17 protein-coding genes and 1 pseudogene are annotated in these 18,683 nt (G+C 73.4%); 16 read left to right on the top strand and 2 right to left on the bottom strand.

Annotated elements, in window-relative coordinates; all coding sequences use genetic code 11:
- Positions 1–3 precede the first annotated feature (3 nt).
- The 9 genes and pseudogenes from A6A27_RS03165 to A6A27_RS44780 all read left to right on the top strand — a co-directional run bounded on the left by A6A27_RS03165 (position 4) and on the right by A6A27_RS44780 (position 9,227).
- Positions 4–840 (top strand): ABC transporter permease, encoded by an 837-nt coding sequence (locus A6A27_RS03165; RefSeq protein ID WP_073832826.1) that lies wholly within the window; start codon positions 4–6, stop codon positions 838–840.
- Positions 837–2,258, top strand: a complete 1,422-nt coding sequence (locus tag A6A27_RS03160; RefSeq protein WP_073832825.1) for an NAD(P)/FAD-dependent oxidoreductase — start codon at positions 837–839, stop codon at positions 2,256–2,258. The genes A6A27_RS03165 and A6A27_RS03160 overlap by 4 nt, the downstream gene beginning before the upstream one ends.
- Complete coding sequence (locus A6A27_RS03155; protein WP_073832824.1) at positions 2,258–3,460, top strand: saccharopine dehydrogenase family protein; 1,203 nt, start codon at positions 2,258–2,260, stop codon at positions 3,458–3,460. The genes A6A27_RS03160 and A6A27_RS03155 overlap by 1 nt, the downstream gene beginning before the upstream one ends.
- A complete protein-coding gene (gene speB, locus A6A27_RS03150; protein WP_073832823.1) occupies positions 3,457–4,470 on the top strand; it encodes an agmatinase in 1,014 nt (337 codons plus the stop codon). Before A6A27_RS03155 ends, speB begins: the two co-directional genes overlap by 4 nt.
- 148 nt (positions 4,471–4,618) lie before the next feature.
- The gene (locus A6A27_RS03145) at positions 4,619–5,503 is read left to right on the top strand and encodes an SDR family NAD(P)-dependent oxidoreductase (RefSeq protein ID WP_083672387.1); all 885 of its coding nucleotides are present in this window, start codon (positions 4,619–4,621) and stop codon (positions 5,501–5,503) included.
- A gap of 442 nt (positions 5,504–5,945) precedes the next feature.
- On the top strand, positions 5,946–6,254 hold the full coding sequence (locus A6A27_RS03135; protein WP_073832822.1) for a helix-turn-helix domain-containing protein: 309 nt from the start codon (positions 5,946–5,948) through the stop codon (positions 6,252–6,254).
- Complete coding sequence (locus tag A6A27_RS03130; protein WP_143193838.1) at positions 6,232–8,352, top strand: HEAT repeat domain-containing protein; 2,121 nt, start codon at positions 6,232–6,234, stop codon at positions 8,350–8,352. The genes A6A27_RS03135 and A6A27_RS03130 overlap by 23 nt, the downstream gene beginning before the upstream one ends.
- A gap of 79 nt (positions 8,353–8,431) precedes the next feature.
- A pseudogene (locus A6A27_RS47305) lies at positions 8,432–8,971 on the top strand (SCO6745 family protein); the annotation flags it as partial.
- A gap of 97 nt (positions 8,972–9,068) precedes the next feature.
- Complete coding sequence (locus tag A6A27_RS44780) at positions 9,069–9,227, top strand: helix-turn-helix domain-containing protein (protein ID WP_198940169.1); 159 nt, start codon at positions 9,069–9,071, stop codon at positions 9,225–9,227.
- A gap of 148 nt (positions 9,228–9,375) precedes the next feature.
- Here A6A27_RS44780 and gabT read toward each other — a convergent pair whose 3' ends face one another.
- On the bottom strand, positions 9,376–10,647 hold the full coding sequence (gabT, locus tag A6A27_RS03120; RefSeq protein ID WP_073832820.1) for a 4-aminobutyrate--2-oxoglutarate transaminase: 1,272 nt from the start codon (positions 10,645–10,647) through the stop codon (positions 9,376–9,378).
- A 3-nt stretch (positions 10,648–10,650) separates the two neighbouring features.
- Positions 10,651–12,087 (bottom strand): gamma-aminobutyraldehyde dehydrogenase, encoded by a 1,437-nt coding sequence (locus A6A27_RS03115; RefSeq protein WP_073832819.1) that lies wholly within the window; start codon positions 12,085–12,087, stop codon positions 10,651–10,653.
- Between the two features lie 141 nt (positions 12,088–12,228).
- Here A6A27_RS03115 and A6A27_RS03110 point away from each other — a divergent pair, with 141 nt between their 5' ends.
- From A6A27_RS03110 to A6A27_RS03085, 7 genes are all read left to right on the top strand, one after another.
- Complete coding sequence (locus A6A27_RS03110; RefSeq protein ID WP_073832905.1) at positions 12,229–13,668, top strand: aldehyde dehydrogenase family protein; 1,440 nt, start codon at positions 12,229–12,231, stop codon at positions 13,666–13,668.
- 236 nt (positions 13,669–13,904) lie between these two features.
- Positions 13,905–14,072 carry a hypothetical protein gene (locus A6A27_RS44775; RefSeq protein WP_198940168.1) on the top strand — a complete coding sequence of 56 codons (168 nt, stop codon included), beginning with the start codon at positions 13,905–13,907 and terminating at the stop codon, positions 14,070–14,072.
- Positions 14,069–14,755, top strand: a complete 687-nt coding sequence (nfi, locus tag A6A27_RS03105; RefSeq protein ID WP_083672386.1) for a deoxyribonuclease V — start codon at positions 14,069–14,071, stop codon at positions 14,753–14,755. Before A6A27_RS44775 ends, nfi begins: the two co-directional genes overlap by 4 nt.
- A gap of 227 nt (positions 14,756–14,982) precedes the next feature.
- On the top strand, positions 14,983–15,990 hold the full coding sequence (locus A6A27_RS03100; protein WP_073832904.1) for a hypothetical protein: 1,008 nt from the start codon (positions 14,983–14,985) through the stop codon (positions 15,988–15,990).
- A gap of 208 nt (positions 15,991–16,198) precedes the next feature.
- Positions 16,199–16,411 (top strand): Trm112 family protein, encoded by a 213-nt coding sequence (locus A6A27_RS03095; protein WP_073832817.1) that lies wholly within the window; start codon positions 16,199–16,201, stop codon positions 16,409–16,411.
- Entirely contained in the window at positions 16,408–17,604 is a 1,197-nt protein-coding gene (locus tag A6A27_RS03090; RefSeq protein ID WP_073832816.1) for an SIS domain-containing protein, read from the top strand. Before A6A27_RS03095 ends, A6A27_RS03090 begins: the two co-directional genes overlap by 4 nt.
- Before the next feature lie 67 nt (positions 17,605–17,671).
- Complete coding sequence (locus tag A6A27_RS03085; protein ID WP_073832815.1) at positions 17,672–18,682, top strand: cation diffusion facilitator family transporter; 1,011 nt, start codon at positions 17,672–17,674, stop codon at positions 18,680–18,682.
- Position 18,683: the final 1 nt, after the last annotated feature.

Raw genomic sequence — 18,683 nt, 5'->3', positions numbered from 1 at the left:
CTGATGCGCCGTTGGCTGGCCGACCGGTGGGTGATGGGCGCGGCCCTGCTCGTCCTCGGCTACCTCTCGCTGCCCATCCTGGTGGTCGCCGGCCTCTCCTTCAACCGGCCGTCCAGCCGGCTGTCCTACGACTTCAACGAGTTCACCCTGGACAACTGGACGCAGCCCTGTGCCACCTCCGACATGTGCGACGCGGTGATCCGCAGCATGGAGATCGGCCTGATCGCCACGGTGGTCTCCACCATCCTCGGCACGCTGATGGCGTTCGCCCTGGTCCGGCACGGCTTCCGGGGGCGCGCCGGGATCAACGGGCTGATCTTCCTGCCGATGGCCACCCCCGAACTGGTGATGGGCACCTCGCTGCTCGCCCTCTTCGTGGCCGCCGGGGTGCCGCAGGGCTTCTGGACCATCGTCATCGCGCACGTGATGTTCTGCGTGTCGTTCGTGGTGGTCACGGTGAAGGCCCGGCTCGCCGGCATGGACCGGCGGCTCGAGGAGGCCGCCATGGACCTGTACGCCAGCGAGTGGCAGACCTTCCGGCGGATCACGCTGCCGCTGGTGCTGCCCGGCATCGTGGCCGCCGCGCTGCTCGCGTTCTCGCTGAGCTTCGACGACTTCATCATCACGAACTTCAACGCCGGCACCACGGTCACCTTCCCGATGTACGTCTGGGGCGCCGCCCAGCGGGGCATCCCGCCACAGGTCAACGTCATCGGCACGGCGATGTTCGTGATCGCGCTGCTGCTCGTCGGGGCCAGCTCGCTGCGCGGCCGGCGAGCTCGGCGGGCGGCCCTCGCGGCCCCCGTCGCGCCCCGCCCATCGGCGATGAGCGGATCATGAAACTCCCGCATACCGGCCGGGCGTTGGCCGACGCCGCGCCCGTCCCGTACTGGCTCGACCGACCGGAACGCCCCGACCCGCTGCCGCCGCTGGCCGGTCCGCACGACGCCGACCTGCTGGTGGTCGGTGGCGGGTACTCGGGGCTCTGGACCGCCCTGCTGGCCAAGGAAGCCGACCCGGACCGGGACGTGCTGCTGGTCGAGGCGGGCACCTGCGGCTGGGCGGCGTCGGGGCGCAACGGCGGGTTCTGCGCCGCCTCGCTCACCCACGGCCTGGCCAACGGCGTCGACCGGTTCCCCGGGGAGATCGACGAGTTGGAGCGGCTCGGCCGGGAGAACCTGGCGGCCATCGCCGCCACGGTGGCCCGGCACGACATCGACTGCGACTTCGAGCGGACCGGCGAGCTGGCGGTCGCCGTCGAGCCGTACCAGCTCGCCGGGCTGGCCGAGGACGCCGAGCTGGCCCGCCGGTACGGCCACGACGTCCGGCTGCTCGACCGCGACGAGGTACGCGCCGAGGTGGACTCGCCGACGTACCTCGGCGGGATGTGGGACCGGGACCGGGTGGCCCTGCTCGATCCGGCGAAGCTCGCCTGGGGACTCCGCCGCGCCGCCCTCGACCTGGGCGTACGCCTGCACGAGCACACCCGGGTCACCGGCCTGCGCCGGGACGGCGGCGCGCTACGCGCGACGACGGCCGGTGGCCCGGACGGGGCGCCCGGCGTGGTCCGGGCCCGGCAGGTCGTGCTCGCCACCAACGCGTTCCCGCCGTTGCTGCGCCGGCTGCGCGCCTGGCTGGTCCCGGTCTACGACTACGCGCTGATGACCGAGCCGCTGACGCCCGTGCAGCGGAAGGCGATCGGCTGGGCGAACCGGCAGGGCCTGGCCGATGTCGGCAACCAGTTCCACTACTACCGGATCACCGCCGACGGCCGGATCCTCTTCGGCGGGTACGACGCGGTCTACCACTACGGCAACCGGATGGCCCCGGAACTGGCGCAGCGGCCGGCCACCTTCACCGCCCTGGCCGAGCACTTCTTCACCACCTTCCCCCAGTTGGCGGGTCTCCGGTTCAGCCACCGCTGGGGCGGGGTGATCGACACCTGCACCCGGTTCTGCGCGTTCTTCGGCACCGCGTACGAGGGACGGCTGGCGTACGCGGCCGGGTTCACCGGGCTCGGCGTCGGGGCGACCCGGTTCGGCGCCCGGGTGATGCTCGACCTGCTCGGCGGGGAGGAGACTCCGCTGACCCGGCTCGACCTGGTGCGCAGCAAGCCGCTGCCGTTCCCGCCGGAGCCGTTCCGCGCCGCCGGCATCAACCTCACCCGTTGGTCGCTCGCCCATGCCGACGCACGCCAGGGGCGGCGCAACGGGTGGCTCCGCACGCTCGATCGTCTTGGACTGGGGTTCGATTCCTGATGCGCATCCTGCTCGTCGGCGCCGGCGGCGTCGGCTCCGCCGCCGTCGCCATCGCCGCCCGCCGCTCCTTCTTCGAGACCATGGTGGTCGCCGACTACGACCTCGGCCGCGCCAGCCGGGCCATCGCGGACCACGACACCCGCTTCGTCGCCGCCCCGCTCGACGCCTCGTCGGCGGAGGCGGTCGCCACGCTCTGCCGCGAGCACCGGATCACCCACGTGCTCAACGCGGTCGACCCGCGCTTCGTCATGCCCATCTTCGAGGGCGCGTTCGCCGCCGGGGCCGACTACCTGGACATGGCGATGTCGCTGTCCCGCCCGCACCCCGCGCATCCGTACGCGGAAACCGGGGTGAAGCTCGGCGACGACCAGTTCGCTCTCGCTGAGCAGTGGTCCGCGGCCGGTCGCCTCGCCCTCTGCGGCATCGGCGTCGAGCCGGGCCTGTCCGACGTCTTCGCCCGCTACGCCGCCGACGAACTCTTCACCGAGATCGACGAGATCGGGGTACGCGACGGGGCCAACCTCACCGTCGACGGCTACGACTTCGCCCCGTCGTTCTCCATCTGGACCACCATCGAGGAGTGCCTCAACCCGCCGGTGATCTGGGACACCGACCGGGGCTGGTACACCACCCCGCCGTTCTCGGAGCCGGAGGTGTTCGAGTTCCCGGCGGGGATCGGCCCGGTGGAGTGCGTCAACGTGGAGCACGAGGAGGTGCTGCTGATCCCGCGCTGGGTGAAGGCCAAGCGGGTGACCTTCAAGTACGGCCTGGGCGACGAGTTCATCGAGGTGCTCAGCACCCTGCACAAGCTGGGCCTCGACTCGACCCGCCCGGTGTCGGTGCGCGGCGTCGACGTCGCCCCGCGCGACGTGGTGGCCGCCTGCCTGCCCGACCCGGCCACGCTCGGCGACCGGATGCGCGGCAAGACGTGCGCCGGGACGTACGTCACCGGCACCGGGGTCGACGGCCGGCCACGGCGGGTCTACCTCTACCACGTGGTCGACAACGAGTGGTCCATGAAGGAGTACGGCCACCAGGCGGTGGTCTGGCAGACCGCGATCAACCCGGTGGTCGCGCTGGAACTGCTGGCCACCGGTGCCTGGTCCGGCACCGGGGTGCTCGGCCCGGAGGCGCTGCCCCCGCGGCCCTTCCTCGACCTGCTGACCGGCTACGGCTCGCCGTGGGGGATGGAGGAGCGGTGACCCGCTACGGCCCGATGTTCGGCCCCGACGTGACGTTCCTCGGGGTGCCCCCGTGCACCCTGGACGAGCCGGTCAGCTACGCGGACGCGGACGTGGTGATCGTGGGCGCGCCCTTCGACGGCGGCACCTCGCACCGGCCCGGCACCCGGTTCGGCCCGTCCGCCATCCGCCAGGCCTGCTACCTGCCGCACGACGGCTCCCGCCCATCCCTCGCGCTGCGGGTGGACGGCCTGCAGGACCTCCGCGTCTACGACGCGGGCGACGTGGAAATGTTCTCCGGCGACATCGAACGTTCGCTGTCCGCGCTGGAATCCGCCGTCTACGCGGTCGCGTCCGCCGGGGCGATCCCGATCGTGCTCGGCGGCGACCACTCCATCGCGCTGCCCGACGCCACCGGGGTCGCCCGGCACCACGGGCTCGGCCGGGTGTCGCTGGTGCACTTCGACGCGCACGCCGACACCGGGGACATCGAGTTCGGCTCGCTGCACGGGCACGGCCAGCCGATGCGCCGGCTCATCGAGTCCGGCGCGGTACGCGGTGACCGCTTCCTCCAGATCGGCCTACGCGGCTACTGGCCCGGCCCGGAGACACTCTCCTGGATGGCCGACCAGCGGATGCGGTCGTACGAGATGACCGAGGTGGTGGCCCGCGGGCTCGACGAGTGCCTGACCGAGGCGTTCGGGATCGCCACCGACGAGTGCGAGGGGGTCTTCCTCTCCGTCGACGTGGACGTGGTCGACCCGGGCATGGCCCCCGGCACCGGCACCCCGGAGCCCGGCGGGCTGACCTCGCGGCAACTGCTCGACGCCGTCCGGCGCTGCTGCTACGAACTGCCCGTAGTCGGGGTGGACGTGGTCGAGGTCGCGCCGCCGTACGACCACGCCGACATCACCGCGTACCTGGGGAACCGGGTGGTCCTGGAGGCGTTGTCGGCGATCGCCCGCCGCCGCCGGGACGCCGCCGGCGGCCCGCCCTGGGACCCGCGCCAACCCCTTCTCGACGGCCGCTGACGGGCCGGGTGATCCCCGTCCGGTCCGCCACGGCCGGTGTCAGGCAGGGCCGGACACCTGGCTGCGCACGATCGCGGTGGACCGCCACCGGCTGACCCGGGAATCGTGGCGAGCAGGGAGCGTCAGCCCGGGGAAGGGGTGGTCCGTCATGCCGCCGGAGGAGACCGCCACACGGATCGACGGGCCGGCCTCCGCTGCCGTGCCGCGTAACCCGCGCCGCCTGCGCCACCCGGACCGGTTCCGCGCCCGGTACGGTCCCTGGGCGCTCGTCACCGGCGCGTCGTCGGGCATCGGGCGGGAGATCGCCGAGGTGCTCGCCGCCGCCGGGCTACACCTCGTCCTCGTCGCCCGGCGGCGGGACGTCCTGCTGACCCTGGCCGACGAGCTCACCGACCGGTACGGCGTCCAGGCCCGGGTGGTCGACGCCGACCTCGCCACGCCAGCCGGGGTCGACGCGGCCGTCGCCGGCAGCACGGATCTCGACGTCGGGCTGCTGGTGGCCGCCGCCGGGTTCGGCACCTCCGGGTCGTTCCTGGACGCGGACCCCTCAGTAGAGGCGGAGATGCTGGACGTCAACTGCCGGTCGGTGCTGGCGCTGACCCAGCGGTTCGGGCGGCGACTGGCCACGCGCGGGCGCGGGGGCGTGGTGCTGCTGGCCTCGCTGGTCGGCTTCCAGGGCACCCCGCACGCCGCCTCGTACGCGGCCACCAAGGCGTACGTGCAGGCGCTCGCCGAGGCGCTGCACGTGGAGTGGAAGCCGCTCGGCATCGATGTGCTGGCGGCGGCGCCCGGCCCGGTGCACAGCGGCTTCGCCGCCCGGGCGGGGATGCGGATGGCACTGGCCGCCGCCCCCGCCGACGTGGCGGCTCCCGTCCTCAACGCGCTCGGCCGCCGGGGCACGGTGCTGCCCGGCGGCCTGGCGAAGCTGCTCACCTGGTCGCTGCGGCCGCTGCCGCGCCCGGTGCGGGTCCGGATGATGAGCGTGGTCATGCGCGGCATGCTCGACGAGAACCGCGCGCCCGGCCCGGCGTGACGCCGCAGCGGAATCCTGCACTGCTGCCTCCATGTTTAGTTAGACGTAGTTGAGGCGTGGGTGCTGCCGGGGATCGTTGGTCGGTCCGGGTCACGGGTGAGGTTCGTCTGTCGCTCCGTGACCTGCGGCAGAGGGATCCAGCGTCGTACGAGAGCGTTCGGGTCGCCGTCGACAAGCTGGCGGAGGTCGGGCCGGGCTTGGACGCCTCTCGTGGACACGTTGCGTGGCAGCAGCATCCGCAACCTGAAGGAACTCCGGCCCCGGTCGGGACGGGACGTCGCGATCCGCGTGCTGTTCGTCTTCGATCCCTAGTCGCAGGCCGTGCTCCTCGTCGCGGGCAACAAGGCCGGGAACTGGACACGGTGGTATCAGCAGAACATCCCAGCGGCGGAGGTCGCGTACAAGACTTGGCTCGACAGTGAGCGCGAGCGAAGGGGGAGTCGTGACCGAGTTCTACTGGGATGAGGTTCGCGCCGAACTCGGCGGTGACGACGCGGCGTACGAGGAGGAGCGGACTCGCACCGAGGCGTGGGTGAGTGCCTTCCACCTCGCCGAGGAGCGGAAGCGACTGGGGCTCACCCAGCGGCAGGTCGCCGACCTCATGGGTGTCACGCCCGGCCGGGTGAGCCAGATCGAGAACGGCGACCTCGACGTCAACGAGGTGGCCACCTTGAGCCGGTACGCGAACGCCCTCGGGGCCAAGCTGCGGATCATCTTCGACTACGGAGATGACCTTCGTCAGATTGCATGAGCCGTGCTGGTACGACCGCAACCGCGACGGCGACGGTGAGCCCTGCGCCGAGCAGCGGCGTAGAATGCGCCGGGTGTTGAACCGGCTGGCCGAGATCGACTGGACGCGGCTCACCCACGCCTACGGGACGGCGGAGAACATCCCGGACCTGTTGTGGGCCCTCGCCTCCGACGACGAGGACGAGGTCGAGGAGGCCCTCAGCGAGATTATCGGCAGCATCTTCCACCAGGGCGACGTCTACCCCGCGACGGTGCCGGCCGTGCCGATCCTCGCTGAGCTGGCGTCGACCGCGCAGCACCGGCGGGCCTGGATCCTCGCCACCGTCGGGATGCTGGCCGACCCGCACCACACATGGGGTGAGGAGGCGGACGAGGTCTGCGAGGCGGTACGCGCGCAGGCGGACCGCTTCCCGTCGCTGCTCAACGATCCCGATCCAGAGATCCGGGCGGCCGCGGCGTACACGGTGGCGCAGTGCGGCGACCGTCTACCAGTCACCCTGCTGCGGGAGCGGTGGCTGACCGAGGATGACCCGACCGTCCGGGCCTCCCTGGCGCTGGCGCTCGGGCTGCGTGACCCGGCCGGCGCCGCCGATCTGCTGGCCGACGCGCTGCACGAGGAGGAACCTCCGGTGCGGGTCGCCGCAGCGGTCGCGATCAGGCGGGCCGGGCTGCCCTGGCCGGTGGGTGCGGCGGAGGCGCTGGCGGGAGCGGTCGGCCCGGAGGCGGAGCTCGACTACGTCTGGGAGCGCCGGGGGGAGGCGTTGGACGAACTGGTGGGCGAGGCGGACGAGGCGTTCGTGGTGGACCTGCTCGGACGTCTGTTCACCGCCGCACCGCCGGCCCGCAAGGCCGCCGCGTACGCGATCGGTGAGCGCTGCCGGCAACTGCGTTCCGCCCCGGCCTTGCTGCTGCCCCTGCTCGGGCCCGCGTTGCACGACCTGGACGAGAGCGTCCGGGACAAGGCGGTCGGTGTGCTGCGTGCCGCTGGTCCCGCCTCGGCGGTGTACGCCGACGACTTGGCACGGGTCGCCGCCGGTTGGCCAGCGGTTGTGGAAGCCAATGGTTTCACCGCGCAGCAGCGGGCGGTGGAGATCCTCGCCATGCTGGCCGACCCGCGCTGGATCGACGTGATCTGCGTGGTCTGGGCCGGCGGGCACGAGGTGCGGCTGCCGGTTGACAAGCCACGCTTCGGCGAGGCCGTGCTAGCCGCGGCCCGGGGGCACCTGGCTGGTGCGGACCACCCGGCGTTGGTCACCGGGCTGGCCACCCTGCTCGAGGAGTGGGGGCCAGCCGCCTCCGCCGCCGTGCCGGAGCTGGTGGCCGCCCTGCCGGTCGCCCCGGCCCGGGTGGCGGCCGCGCTCGCCGCGATCGGGGTGGCGCCTGAGCCGGCGGTGCCGGAGCTGCTGGTGGCGGCCTCCCGGGGCGACGTTCGTGCCGGGGTGGCGCTGTGGCGGGCCACGAATGACGTCGAGCCGGTGGTGACCGCTGTCGTTTGGCAGCTCGACGCGGGACCGGACGGCCACGAATGGCGGCTTCAGCATGCCTTCGACGCGGTACCGGCGCTCGGCGCGCTGCTGCCGAGACTGCGGTCGTACCTGACCGGGGTCGCGCTGGAGACGGAGGCAGAGCGGTACGCGCAGCTGCTTGCGGCCCGGGTGGTGGGCGAGCTGACCGGCGAGCGTGACGTGGTGCTGCCCACCGTTCAGGCGGTACTCGGCACCGGCTGGTGGGCCGCGTCCGCCGCCGCCGACCTGGCGGCCCGGTTCCCCGATCCGGCGTACGGCCCGGCCCTGTGGAAGCTGCTCGACGCACGGGTGGCCCCCCCGGGCCCGGCAGCGCTGGTACGGGCCCTCTGGCGGAGCGGCGTGTCCCCGGACGACCTTGCCCCAGTCCTGGTCCGCCTCATCGAGGAGGCACGGCCGCGCGGCGTGCTCCCGCTGCTGGTGGAGATGGACGCCCGGACTGCGTCGCCGGCGCTGCTGGACCTCGCCGAGCGCGACGCGCGGGTGATCACCGGCGGGGTCGCCGTGGACACCGCCTGGGAGGACGAGCAGCTCCGGCGCGAGCTGCGCGAGGCTGTGGCCGTTCTTGACCGGTAGCGCCGGAGCTACGGACCGCCGGTAGCCGGGGCCTCCCGGCGGTCGGGAGGCCCCGGGCGGTCAGGCGAGTCGGGAGCGAATGAGGAAGCGGACCCCTTCCGGGCCTCGAGGGAGAAGCCGCTGCCCCGGCCGGTGGCCGAGCTACTTCGCCTGGCGGTCCGCCCCGCTCGGCACTGCCGGGCCGGCGCTGGTGACCGCCACCTACTACAGCTTCAGCCCCCGCATGGTCGCCAGGTACGTCCCCGCCGTCTGGACCACCGCCGAGCCGGCCAAGGTGCTACCCGCCCGGCTGTCCGGGATGGACCGCGCGCTGCGCGCCCTGCTCGGCGACCGGGTCGACTCACCCGAGCTGGCCGAGGCCGCCACGCTGGCCCGCCGGGCGGCCCGGGCCGCCGACCTGGCCGGGCGTCCGCTGGCGGCCGCCAACGCCGACCTGCCCTGGCCGGACGCGCCGCACCTCGTCCTCTGGCAGGCCGCCACGATCCTGCGCGAACACCGCGGCGATGGGCACCTGGCGGCCCTGCTCACCGCCGGGCTCGACCCGGCCGAGGCGCTGGTCTCCTTCGCCGCCGTCGGTGCCGCCCCGGTCGAGGTCTTCGCCAGCCGCGGGTGGACGGCCGAGGAGTGGGCCGCCGCCCGGGACCGGCTCGCCGCCCGGGGCCTGCTCGACGCCCGGCGGCGCGGCCACCGACGCCGGTCACCGGCTCCGCGACGAGGTGGAGCGGCGTACGGACGAGTTGGCCGCCGCGCCGTGGCGAGCGCTCGGCCCCGCCGTCGGCCGGCTCGCCCAGCTCGTCGCCCCGCTCACCCGGGCGATCGTCGCCGCCGGCCTGCTGCCCGCGCAGAGCACCCTCGGGATCCGCCCCCCTCGGTGATCCCGAGCTTCCGCTGCGCCGGTTCCGGCGGGCCCTTGGCCCGGCTGCGGGCGGGCGCCTCCGCCCGCAGCCAGCGGCGGGCGGCACACCATGGGCGGCCTGGGGGGATGGCACCCATGGTGTGCCACGAACAGGTGCTGACCGCCGGTCAGCCGAACGCCGCGTCCAGGATGTCCAGGCCCCGGGTCAACTCCTCTTCGGCGATGACGAGCGGCGGCAGGAAACGCAGCACGTTGCCGTACGTGCCGCAGGTGAGGGTGAGCAGGCCGGCGGCGTGGCAGGCCGCCGAGATCGCCGCCGTGGCGGCCGGGTCCGGAGTCAGGCTGCCCGGCTGCACGATCTCCACGGCGAGCATCGCGCCGCGCCCGCGTACCTCGGCGACGCGCGGGTCGCGGGCGGCGATCGCCCGCAGCCGGTCGACCATGGTCGCGCCGATCCGCCGGGCGGCGGCGGCCAGGTCCAGCTCGTGCATAGTCTCGATGGCCGCCAGCGCGGCGGCACAGGCGATCGGGTTGCCGCCGTACGTGCCGCCGAGGCCGCCGACGTGCACCGCGTCCATCAGCTCCGCCCGCCCGGTCACGGCGGCCAGCGGCAGGCCGCCGGCGATGCCCTTGGCCAGGGTGACCAGGTCCGGCTCGACGCCCTCGTGCTGGCAGGCGAACCAGTCCCCGGTCCGGCAGAACCCGGTCTGGATCTCGTCGGCCACGAAGACCACCCCGGTGGCTGTCGCCCACTCACGCAGCGCCGGCAGGAACCCCTCCGCGGGTACGACGAAGCCGCCCTCGCCCTGGATCGGCTCGATCAGCAGGGCGGCCACGTTCTCCGCACCGACCTGCTTCTCCACCAGCTCGATCGCCCGGGCCGCGGCGGTCGCCCCGTCGAGCCCACCGTCGCGCAGCGGGTACGACATCGGCACCCGGTAGATCTCCCCGGCGAACGGCCCGAACCGGTGCTTGTACGGCATGTTCTTCGCGGTCAGCGCCATGGTTAGGTTGGTCCGGCCGTGGTACGCGTGGTCGAAGACCACCACCGCCGGCCGCCCGGTGGCGTGTCGGGCGATCTTGACGGCGTTCTCCACCGCCTCGGCACCCGAGTTGAACAGCGCCGAGCGCTTCTCGAAGCCCCCCGGCGTCAGCGCGTTGAGCTGCTCGCACACCGCCACGTACGACTCGTAGGGGGCGACCATGAAGCAGGTGTGGGTGAAGCGCTCGACCTGCGCCTTGACCGCCTCGACCACACGTGGGGCGGAGTTGCCGACATTGGTGACCGCGATGCCGGCGGCGAAGTCGATCCACTCCTGACCGTCGACGTCGGTGATCGTGCCGCCGCCGGCCCGGTCCACGTACGCCGGGATGACGCTCCCGACCCCACGGGCGACCGCCGCGCCCCGCCGCTTGTGCAGTTCCTCGCTCGACGTCATGGCTCAGCCTTCGATGTTGTGCATGACGTGCTTGATCCGGGTGTAGTCCTCCAGGCTGTAGACCGAGAGGTCCTTGCCGTGCCCGGAGTGCTTGAAGCCGCCGTGCGGCATCTCGGAGATGAACGGGATGTGGGTGTTCACCCAGACGCAGCCGAAGTCGAGCCGACGGGTCATCCGCATCGCCCGGCCGTGGTCCTTGGTCCAGACCGAGGCGGACAGGCCGTATTCGACGCCGTTGGCCCAGCGCACCGCCTCGTCCTCGTCGGAGAAGCGCTGCACCGTGATGACCGGGCCGAACACCTCGTCCTGGATGATCTCGTCGGCCTGCTGCACCCCGGACACCACGGTCGGGGCGTAGAAGTAGCCGCGCTCGCCGACCTGCGAGCCGCCGGTTTCGACCTTCGCGTGGCCGGGCAGCCGGTCCAGGAAGCCCCGTACCCGGGCGAGCTGGTTGGCGTTGTTCAGCGGGCCGTAGAGCACGTCCTCGTCGTCCGGCGCGCCTGTCTTCGTGTTGCGGGCCTGCTCGGCGAGGGCGGCGACGAAGTCGTCGTAGACGCCGGGACCGGCGAGCACCCGGGTAGCTGCGGTGCAGTCCTGGCCGGCGTTGAAGTAGCCGCCCACCGCGATCGCCTCGGCCGCCGCCGCAATGTCCGCGTCGTCGAACAGCACCACCGGGGCCTTGCCGCCCAACTCCAGGTGGGTCCGCTTGAGGTCCGGCGCGGCCGCGGCGGCGACCTCCATGCCGGCCCGGGTCGAGCCGGTGATCGACACCAGCTGCGGCGTCGGGTGGGCGACGAGGGCCCGGCCGGTGTCCCGGTTGCCGCAGATCACGTTGAACACGCCCGGCGGGAAGAACTCGGACGCGATCTCGGCCAGCAGCAGCGTCGACACCGGGGTGGTGTCGGACGGCTTGAGCACCACGGTGTTGCCGGCGGCCAGCGCCGGCGCGATCTTCCAGACCGCCATCATCAGCGGGTAATTCCACGGGGTGACCTGGGCGCAGACGCCGATCGGCTCGCGCCGCACGTACGAGGTGTGACCCGCCAGGTACTCGCCGGCCGAGCGGCCCTCCAGCAGGCGGGCGGCGCCGGCGAAGAAGCGGAACTCGTCGACGGCCGGCGGCAACTCCTCGTCGGCGGTGAGCTGGCGCGGCTTGCCGGTGTTGCGTACCTCGGCGTCGACCAGGTCGGCGGCGCGGGCCTCCACCGCGTCGGCGAGCTTGAGTAGGGCCTTCTGCCGCTCGGCCGGGGTGGTGTCCCGCCACGTCTCGAAAGCCGCGGCGGCGGCCTTCATCGCCGCGTCCACGTCCGCGGCTCCCGAGACCGTCGCCTGGGCGAAGACCTCCCCGGTGCACGGGTCGATCAGGTCGGCGTAGCCGCCGTCCACCGGGTCGACGTACTCGCCGTTGACGAAGTTGCGCAGCTGCTGCTGATCACTCATCAGAAATCTCCGAGGGTGGCCGGGGGGAAGGTCAGCGGAGGTTATCGCAATCTGACTGCCATCTTGGCTACTGAATTCGCAACAGACAAGGGCTAAGGCAACTGTTTCCGCGTGAGGGTGTCGTCGTCTACGCTGCCGGTCGTGGAGCCGAGAGCCTTCTTCGTCGCCGGCCGCCCCGTTCACGGCGAGGGCGAGCTGACCATCACCCACCCGTACGACGGCCGGACGGTCGGGCGTACCACCCTCGCCACGCCCGACCAGGTCGAGGCCGCCGTCGCGGCAGCCACCGGCGTGGCCGCGGCGGCCGCGGCCCTGCCCGCGCACGCCCGCGCGGCGGCCCTCGACCACGTCTCCCGGCGGCTCGCCGAACGCGCCGACGAGGTCGCCGCACTGATCACCGCCGAGAACGGCAAGCCGGTCAAGTGGGCGAAGGCCGAGGTGGGTCGCGCGGTCTCCACGTTCCGGTGGGCGGCCGAGGAGACCCGGCGCTTCTCCGGCGAACTGCAACGCCTGGACACCGACCCGGCGGCGACCGGGCGGATCGCGCTGGTCCGGCGGGTGCCGAAGGGGCCGGTGCTGGGTATCGCGCCGTTCAACTTCCCGCTGAACCTGGTCGCGCACAAGGTCGCCCCGGCCATCGCCGTCGGCGCGCCGATCGTCGTCAAGCCGGCCCCGGCCACCCCGCTGTCCGCGCTGCTGCTCGGCGAGATCCTCGCCGAGACCGAGCTGCCCGAGGGGATGTTCTCGGTGCTGCCGCTGCCCAACGAGCGCGCCGCCGAACTCGTCGCCGACCCCCGGCTGCCGGTGGTGTCGTTCACCGGCTCCGGACCGGTCGGCGCGGCCATCCGCCGGGCCGTCCCCGACAAGCACGTGACCCTCGAACTCGGCGGCAACGCGGCGGCGGTGATCTGCGAGGACTGGAGCTCCGACGAGGACCTGACCTTCGCCGCGCACCGGATCGCCACCTTCTCCAACTACCAGGCCGGCCAGTCGTGCATTGCCGTGCAGCGGGTGTACGTGCACGAATGGCTCTACGACGGCTTCCTACCCCGGCTGGTCGCGGCCGTGGAGGCGCTGCGCACCGGAGACCCGACCTCCGAGCTGACCGACGTCGGCCCGCTGGTCTCCGTCGCGGCGGCCGAGCGGGTCGAGGCGTGGGTGGACGAGGCAGTCGTCGCCGGTGCCACCATCGAGGTCGGCGGCCGGCGGGAGGGCGCGACCTACCCGCCGACCGTGCTGACCGGGGTGCCCTCCTCGGCCAAGGTCAGTGCGGAAGAGGTGTTCGGGCCGGTGCTGGTGGTCACCCGGGTCGAGAGCGACCAGGCCGCGTTCGCCGCCGTCAACGACTCGCCGTACGGGCTGCAGGCCGGCGTCTTCACGCACAACCTGCAGACCGCGTTCCTGGCGTCCCGCACGCTCGACGTCGGCGGGGTGATCGTGGGAGACGTGCCGTCATACCGGGCCGACCAGATGCCGTACGGCGGGGTGAAGGGCTCCGGCGTCGGGCGGGAAGGGCTGCGCAGCGCGATGGAGGACTACACCGAGCCGCGCGTGATGGTCCTGACCGGACTGGCGCTGTAGCTTGCCGGCTCCTTCCGGCCAGAGCCCGGTTGGCGGGCCGAGGTGATGTCCTCCTACCAGGACGCCGGGCATCAGATGGGCTCCTGACTCGGCTCTGGTAGGGGCTCGGCGACCTGGTGGCCGCGACACCGGACCTGGGCACCGAGCACGCCGATCTGCTGCGCGAGCGGTGGGCCGAACAGGCCCGTGCGGACCTCTTCCCGGCCCGATACTGATCCCCTGGCTACCGTGAGGTGGTGACGCGTACGCGGAAGACCGCTCTCTGGGCGACGGGGATCGTGCTGGGCCTGGTGATCGGGCTGCTCACCATCGGTGGCGCCGGAGGCATCGCCATGGGTATCGGGATCGGAGTGGCGTTCGGGATCGCGTTCACCGGCGTCGGCCGGAAATCCGACCAGTCGTGACGGACGGCGGAATCCCGTACCGGCCGCCGGCCGACGTCGCGGAGGCGCTGCGCGTACAGGAGGAGTTGCGGTCGCGGGTGGATCTGGTGGGGCCGGGACCGACCGCGCCCACGAGGGTGACCGGCCTCGACGTCGCGTACGCGGAGGGCGGTGACCGGCTCGCGGCGGCCGTCACCGTGCTGGACGCGGACACCCTGGCCGTGGTCGACGAGGCGGTCAGCGTGGGCCGGCCCGCCTTCGGGTACGTGCCGGGGCTGTTCGCCTTCCGCGAGCTGCCCGCCTTGCTGGAAGCCCTGGACCGGCTGACCGTCCGTCCCGACCTGCTGGTCTGCGACGGGCACGGGTTGGCGCACCCGCGCCGGTTCGGGCTGGCCTGCCATCTCGGCCTGGTCACCGGGCTGCCCGCGATCGGCGTGGGCAAGACCCCGCTGGTCGGCGAGTGGGACGAGCCAGGCCCGGAGCGGGGCGCCTGGACCCCGCTGCGCGACGGCCGTGAGGTGGTCGGCCGGGTGCTGCGTACCCGGGACGGGGTGAAGCCGGTCTTCGTCAGCGTCGGCCATCGGATGAGCTTGGACAACGCGGTCGACCGGGTGCTCGCCTTGACGCCGCGCTACCGGTTGCCGGAGACCACCCGGACGGCCGACCGGCTGTGCCGGCAGACACTGGCCGCCGCTCTCGCCTGACGGTCCGCCACCGCTCGCCAGGCGGCTGTCCGCAGGGCCCCGATCGTCCGTCGCCGGGCGTCCACCGGCGGATGTCGGCGGGCTGCCCTGATCAGCGGGCGTCGAGGGTGTCGGGGCCGGAGGAGGTGTCGCGGCGCACATGTGGAGCGCTCGATGGGCGGGTACCGACCAGGCCCGGTAGTACCCTGACCGCCGGACCCGGACGGGGTGGATGCGGTGAGGTGGAGATGTCGGTGAGGCGGCATGCGGCGCGGCTGGCCATGGTCGGCGTGATGCTGGGCGGCCTGGTGGCCGTCGGTGCGTCTCCGGCGTTCGCCGAGGACGACCGGGTGTCGGTGCGCGTCGGGGACAGCTTCAAGGTCGGCGGATCGCCCGGCACGGTGGCGGTCGAGGTGCGCAAGCGTACCGACGGCTGTGTGCTGCTGCGGACCGCGTTGGGCCTGCGGCTCGACGGCCTCGCGGCCAACCAGGTCGAAGTGCACGTCAACTATGACGGGCGCTGGTGGCCGGTGCCGGTCTCCGGTGGCGGTGACACGGTGCGCACATCGTCCACGTCCCCGGCCAAGCCGAACCTGTGCAAAGGCAAGGAGATCACGGTCCGCTACCGGGTCGCCTTCCTGAACGGCGCGCCCGGCGGGCGGGTGATCGTCGTCGGCGAGGCGACCACCGCGGTCGGCCGGGAAATCGGCCGGGCAGCCGATGAGGCCCGCGTGGTGGGCGGGGCGAAGGCCGTGACGCCCTCCCCGACCCCGTCCCGGAAGCCGTCCCCGACCCCCACTCCGAGCGCCGCGACGACGCCGGCGGGCGAGGCCGACAGCGGGACCGCCGTGGCGGCCGCGCTCGCCCCGACCGCCGGGGCCAGCGCCGCGGCGGCCGAGACATCCTCCGGAGGTTCCCCGATCATGTGGGTCGGTATCGCCCTGGTGCTCGTCGGCGCCGCCCTCATCGTGCTGCTGGTGCGCCGCAACCGGGCGGAGAAGGCCGCCGAGGGGGGCACCGGCTACCCGCCGGTCCCGCTGCCGCGCAGCGCCGGCACCACGTACCGCTCCGGGGCGCCGGCGGGCCAGGTGTACGGGCAGCAGCCGGCCACCTCCACGGTCTACGGCGGGGCCGCGGCGCCCCGCCCGACCGGCAACGTGTACGGCGCTCCCGCCGCGGGAGACCGCCCAGCTGGCGAACCGCCGGCGCCTGCCGGCGGCGACGCCACCACCGTGCTGCCCCGCCCGCCCCGCTGAGCCCGGGCCCGGCCGCCCGCCGGGGGTTACGGTGACGGTGTGTGGTGGCGACATGAGTGGTGTCGCCGCCACGGCGGCCGGTGGGCGTCGACGAGGTCGAGATGATCTCGCTCGGTGGCGCGGTGCCGGCACAGGTTCGCCGATAAGATCGCGTGCGCCGGACGGCACCGCCGACCGGTGAGACCGCATACGTGGAAGGAGCCGCGCCGTGGCCCTGGACCCGCAGTTGCTCGAGATCCTCGCCTGCCCGGACACGCACCACGCCCCGCTCGACTACGACCCGCAGGCGCAGACGCTGACCTGTACGGAGTGCGGCCGGATCTTCGAGGTCCGCGACGACGTGCCGGTGCTGCTGCTGGACGAGGCGCGCGGCGGGCCCGCGGGCGACGACGCGCGTGGCGGTTCGGGGTCGCAGCGGTGATGGAGGGTACGGCCGGCGTCAGCGGCCATCGGCACGCGGACGAGTCGCTGCTGGACAACCCAGATCTGCTCGCCGAGCAGGATCCCGGCGGCATGCTCCGGTTCACCGCCTCGGCCGGCGCCCAGGTACGCGAGTCGGCGGCGCTGGCCGCCGAGGCGAACCTGAGCGTGCTCGCCGACGAGGGGCGGCCGCGGGCAGTGGTCATCGCGGGCATCGGCACCGCCGGGCGGACCGGAGACGTGCTGGCCACGGTCGCCGGGCCGCGCTGCCCGGTACCCGTCATCCCGCACCGCAGCGCCGGTGTCCCCGGCTGGGTGGGCGCGGCGGACGTGGTGATCGCGGTCAGCGCCTCCGGCCGCAGCCCCGAGGCGCTGGGCGCCGCCGAGGCCGCGCACCGGCGGGGGGCCCGGCTGGTCGCCGTCGGCGCCCCGGACTCCCAGTTGCAGTCGGTGGCCGAGCGGGCCCGGGCGCCGTTCATACCGGTGCCCCGACGCGCCCCGGCGCGAGCCAGTCTCTGGGCGCTCACCGTTCCGGTCCTGCTCGCCGCCCGTACGCTCGGGCTGGTGAAGGTCAACGAGGCGGACCTGGCCGAGACGGCGGCCCGGCTGGACGCGGACGCCGACCGGTCCCGGCCTACCGCCGAGTCCTTCGTCAACCCGGCGAAGTCGCTGGCCCTGGGACTGGCCGGGTCGATCCCGATCGTGTGGGGTTCGTCCCCGCTGGCCACGGTGGCTGCCCGCCGGTTCGGTGACACGCTCTCGGCCAACGCCCGCTACCCGGTGACCACCGGGGCGCTGGGCGAGGCGGGCCGGGGCCGGGTCGGCCTGCTCGACGGCGTCTTCGGCGGGCTGGCCGAGGGGGAGCGGGACATCTTCGCCGACCCAGACGAGACCGGCGGCGACGCCACCCGGCTGCGGCTGGTGCTGCTGCGCGACGGCGGCCTGAACGCCGAGGACGACACCGACGAGCCGCTCGCCGTGGAGGAACGCCGGGCCGACGCGGTGCAGACCCTCGCCGAGCGGCGCGGGGTGCGCTGCGACGTGGTCACCGCCGAGGGCGGGTCGGCGCTGGAGCGCCTCGCCTCGCTGATCGCGGTCCCGGACTTCGCCTCGGTCTACCTCGCCCTGGCCCACGGGCTGGACCCGATGGCTGTACCGGCCGTCACGGAGATGAAGGAGCTGGCAAACCCGTGAGCGAGCGAACCATCAGGCCCAGTGGCGCGGCACCTCGCGTCGCCGTGGAGCGAAGCGAGGCGGCGGCGTGAGCGCGAACGGGGGCACGAGGGCGATCGTCGCCGCCCTGCTGGCCAACATCGGCATCGCCGTCACCAAGTTCGTCGCGTTCCTGCTGACCGGCTCGTCGTCGATGCTGGCCGAGTCGATCCACTCGGTCGCCGACTCCGGCAACCAGGGGCTGCTGCTGCTAGGCGGCCGGCGGGCCCAGCGGGAGGCCACTCCGCAGCACCCGTTCGGCTACGGCCGGGAGCGCTACATCTACGCGTTCATCGTGTCGATCGTGCTGTTCAGCCTCGGTGGTCTGTTCGCGCTGTACGAGGCGTACCACAAGTGGTCGCATCCGGAGGCAATCACCAAGTGGCAGGCGGTGCCGGTGATCGTGCTGGTGGTCGCGATCGTGCTGGAGGGCTTCTCCTTCCGTACGGCCATCAAGGAGTCCAACCAGATCCGGGGCCGTCAGTCCTGGGTGCACTTCATCCGCCGGGCCAAGGCCCCGGAGCTGCCGGTGGTGCTGCTGGAGGACTTCGGCGCGCTGGTCGGTCTGGTCTTCGCGCTCTTCGGCGTCGGTATGACGCTGGCCACCGGCAACGGCCGGTGGGACGCCCTCGGTACGGCGATGATCGGCGTGCTGCTGGTGACCATCGCGATCATCCTGGCCGTCGAGACGAAGAGCCTGCTGCTAGGTGAGGGCGCCGAGCCGAAGGACCTGGCCGCGATCGAGCGGGCTGTCACCGCCGGCCCCGAGGTGGAGCGGATCATCCACATGAAGACCCTCTACCTGGGGCCGGAGGAGCTGATGGTGGCCGCGAAGATCGCCGTGCCGCCCTGCGAGACGGCCGAGGAACTGGCCCGGGGCATCAACGCCGTGGAGGCGCGGATCCGCTCCTCCGTGCCGATCGCCCGGGTCATCTATCTGGAGCCCGACATCTACAGTGCGGCAGCGGACCGGGCCGGCACCGGTTCGGCCTCGCACACCGCGGTCGCGCAGCCCGACGAGGCCGGACCGGGCGAGGCGGCCGGGCAGGCCGGGAGCTGAC

Source organism: Micromonospora sp. CB01531 (assembly GCF_001905095.1).
GTDB lineage: Bacteria > Actinomycetota > Actinomycetes > Mycobacteriales > Micromonosporaceae > Micromonospora.
The sequence above is the reverse complement of the archived record's forward strand: the minus strand, read 5'-3'. Positions and strand labels throughout refer to the sequence as shown.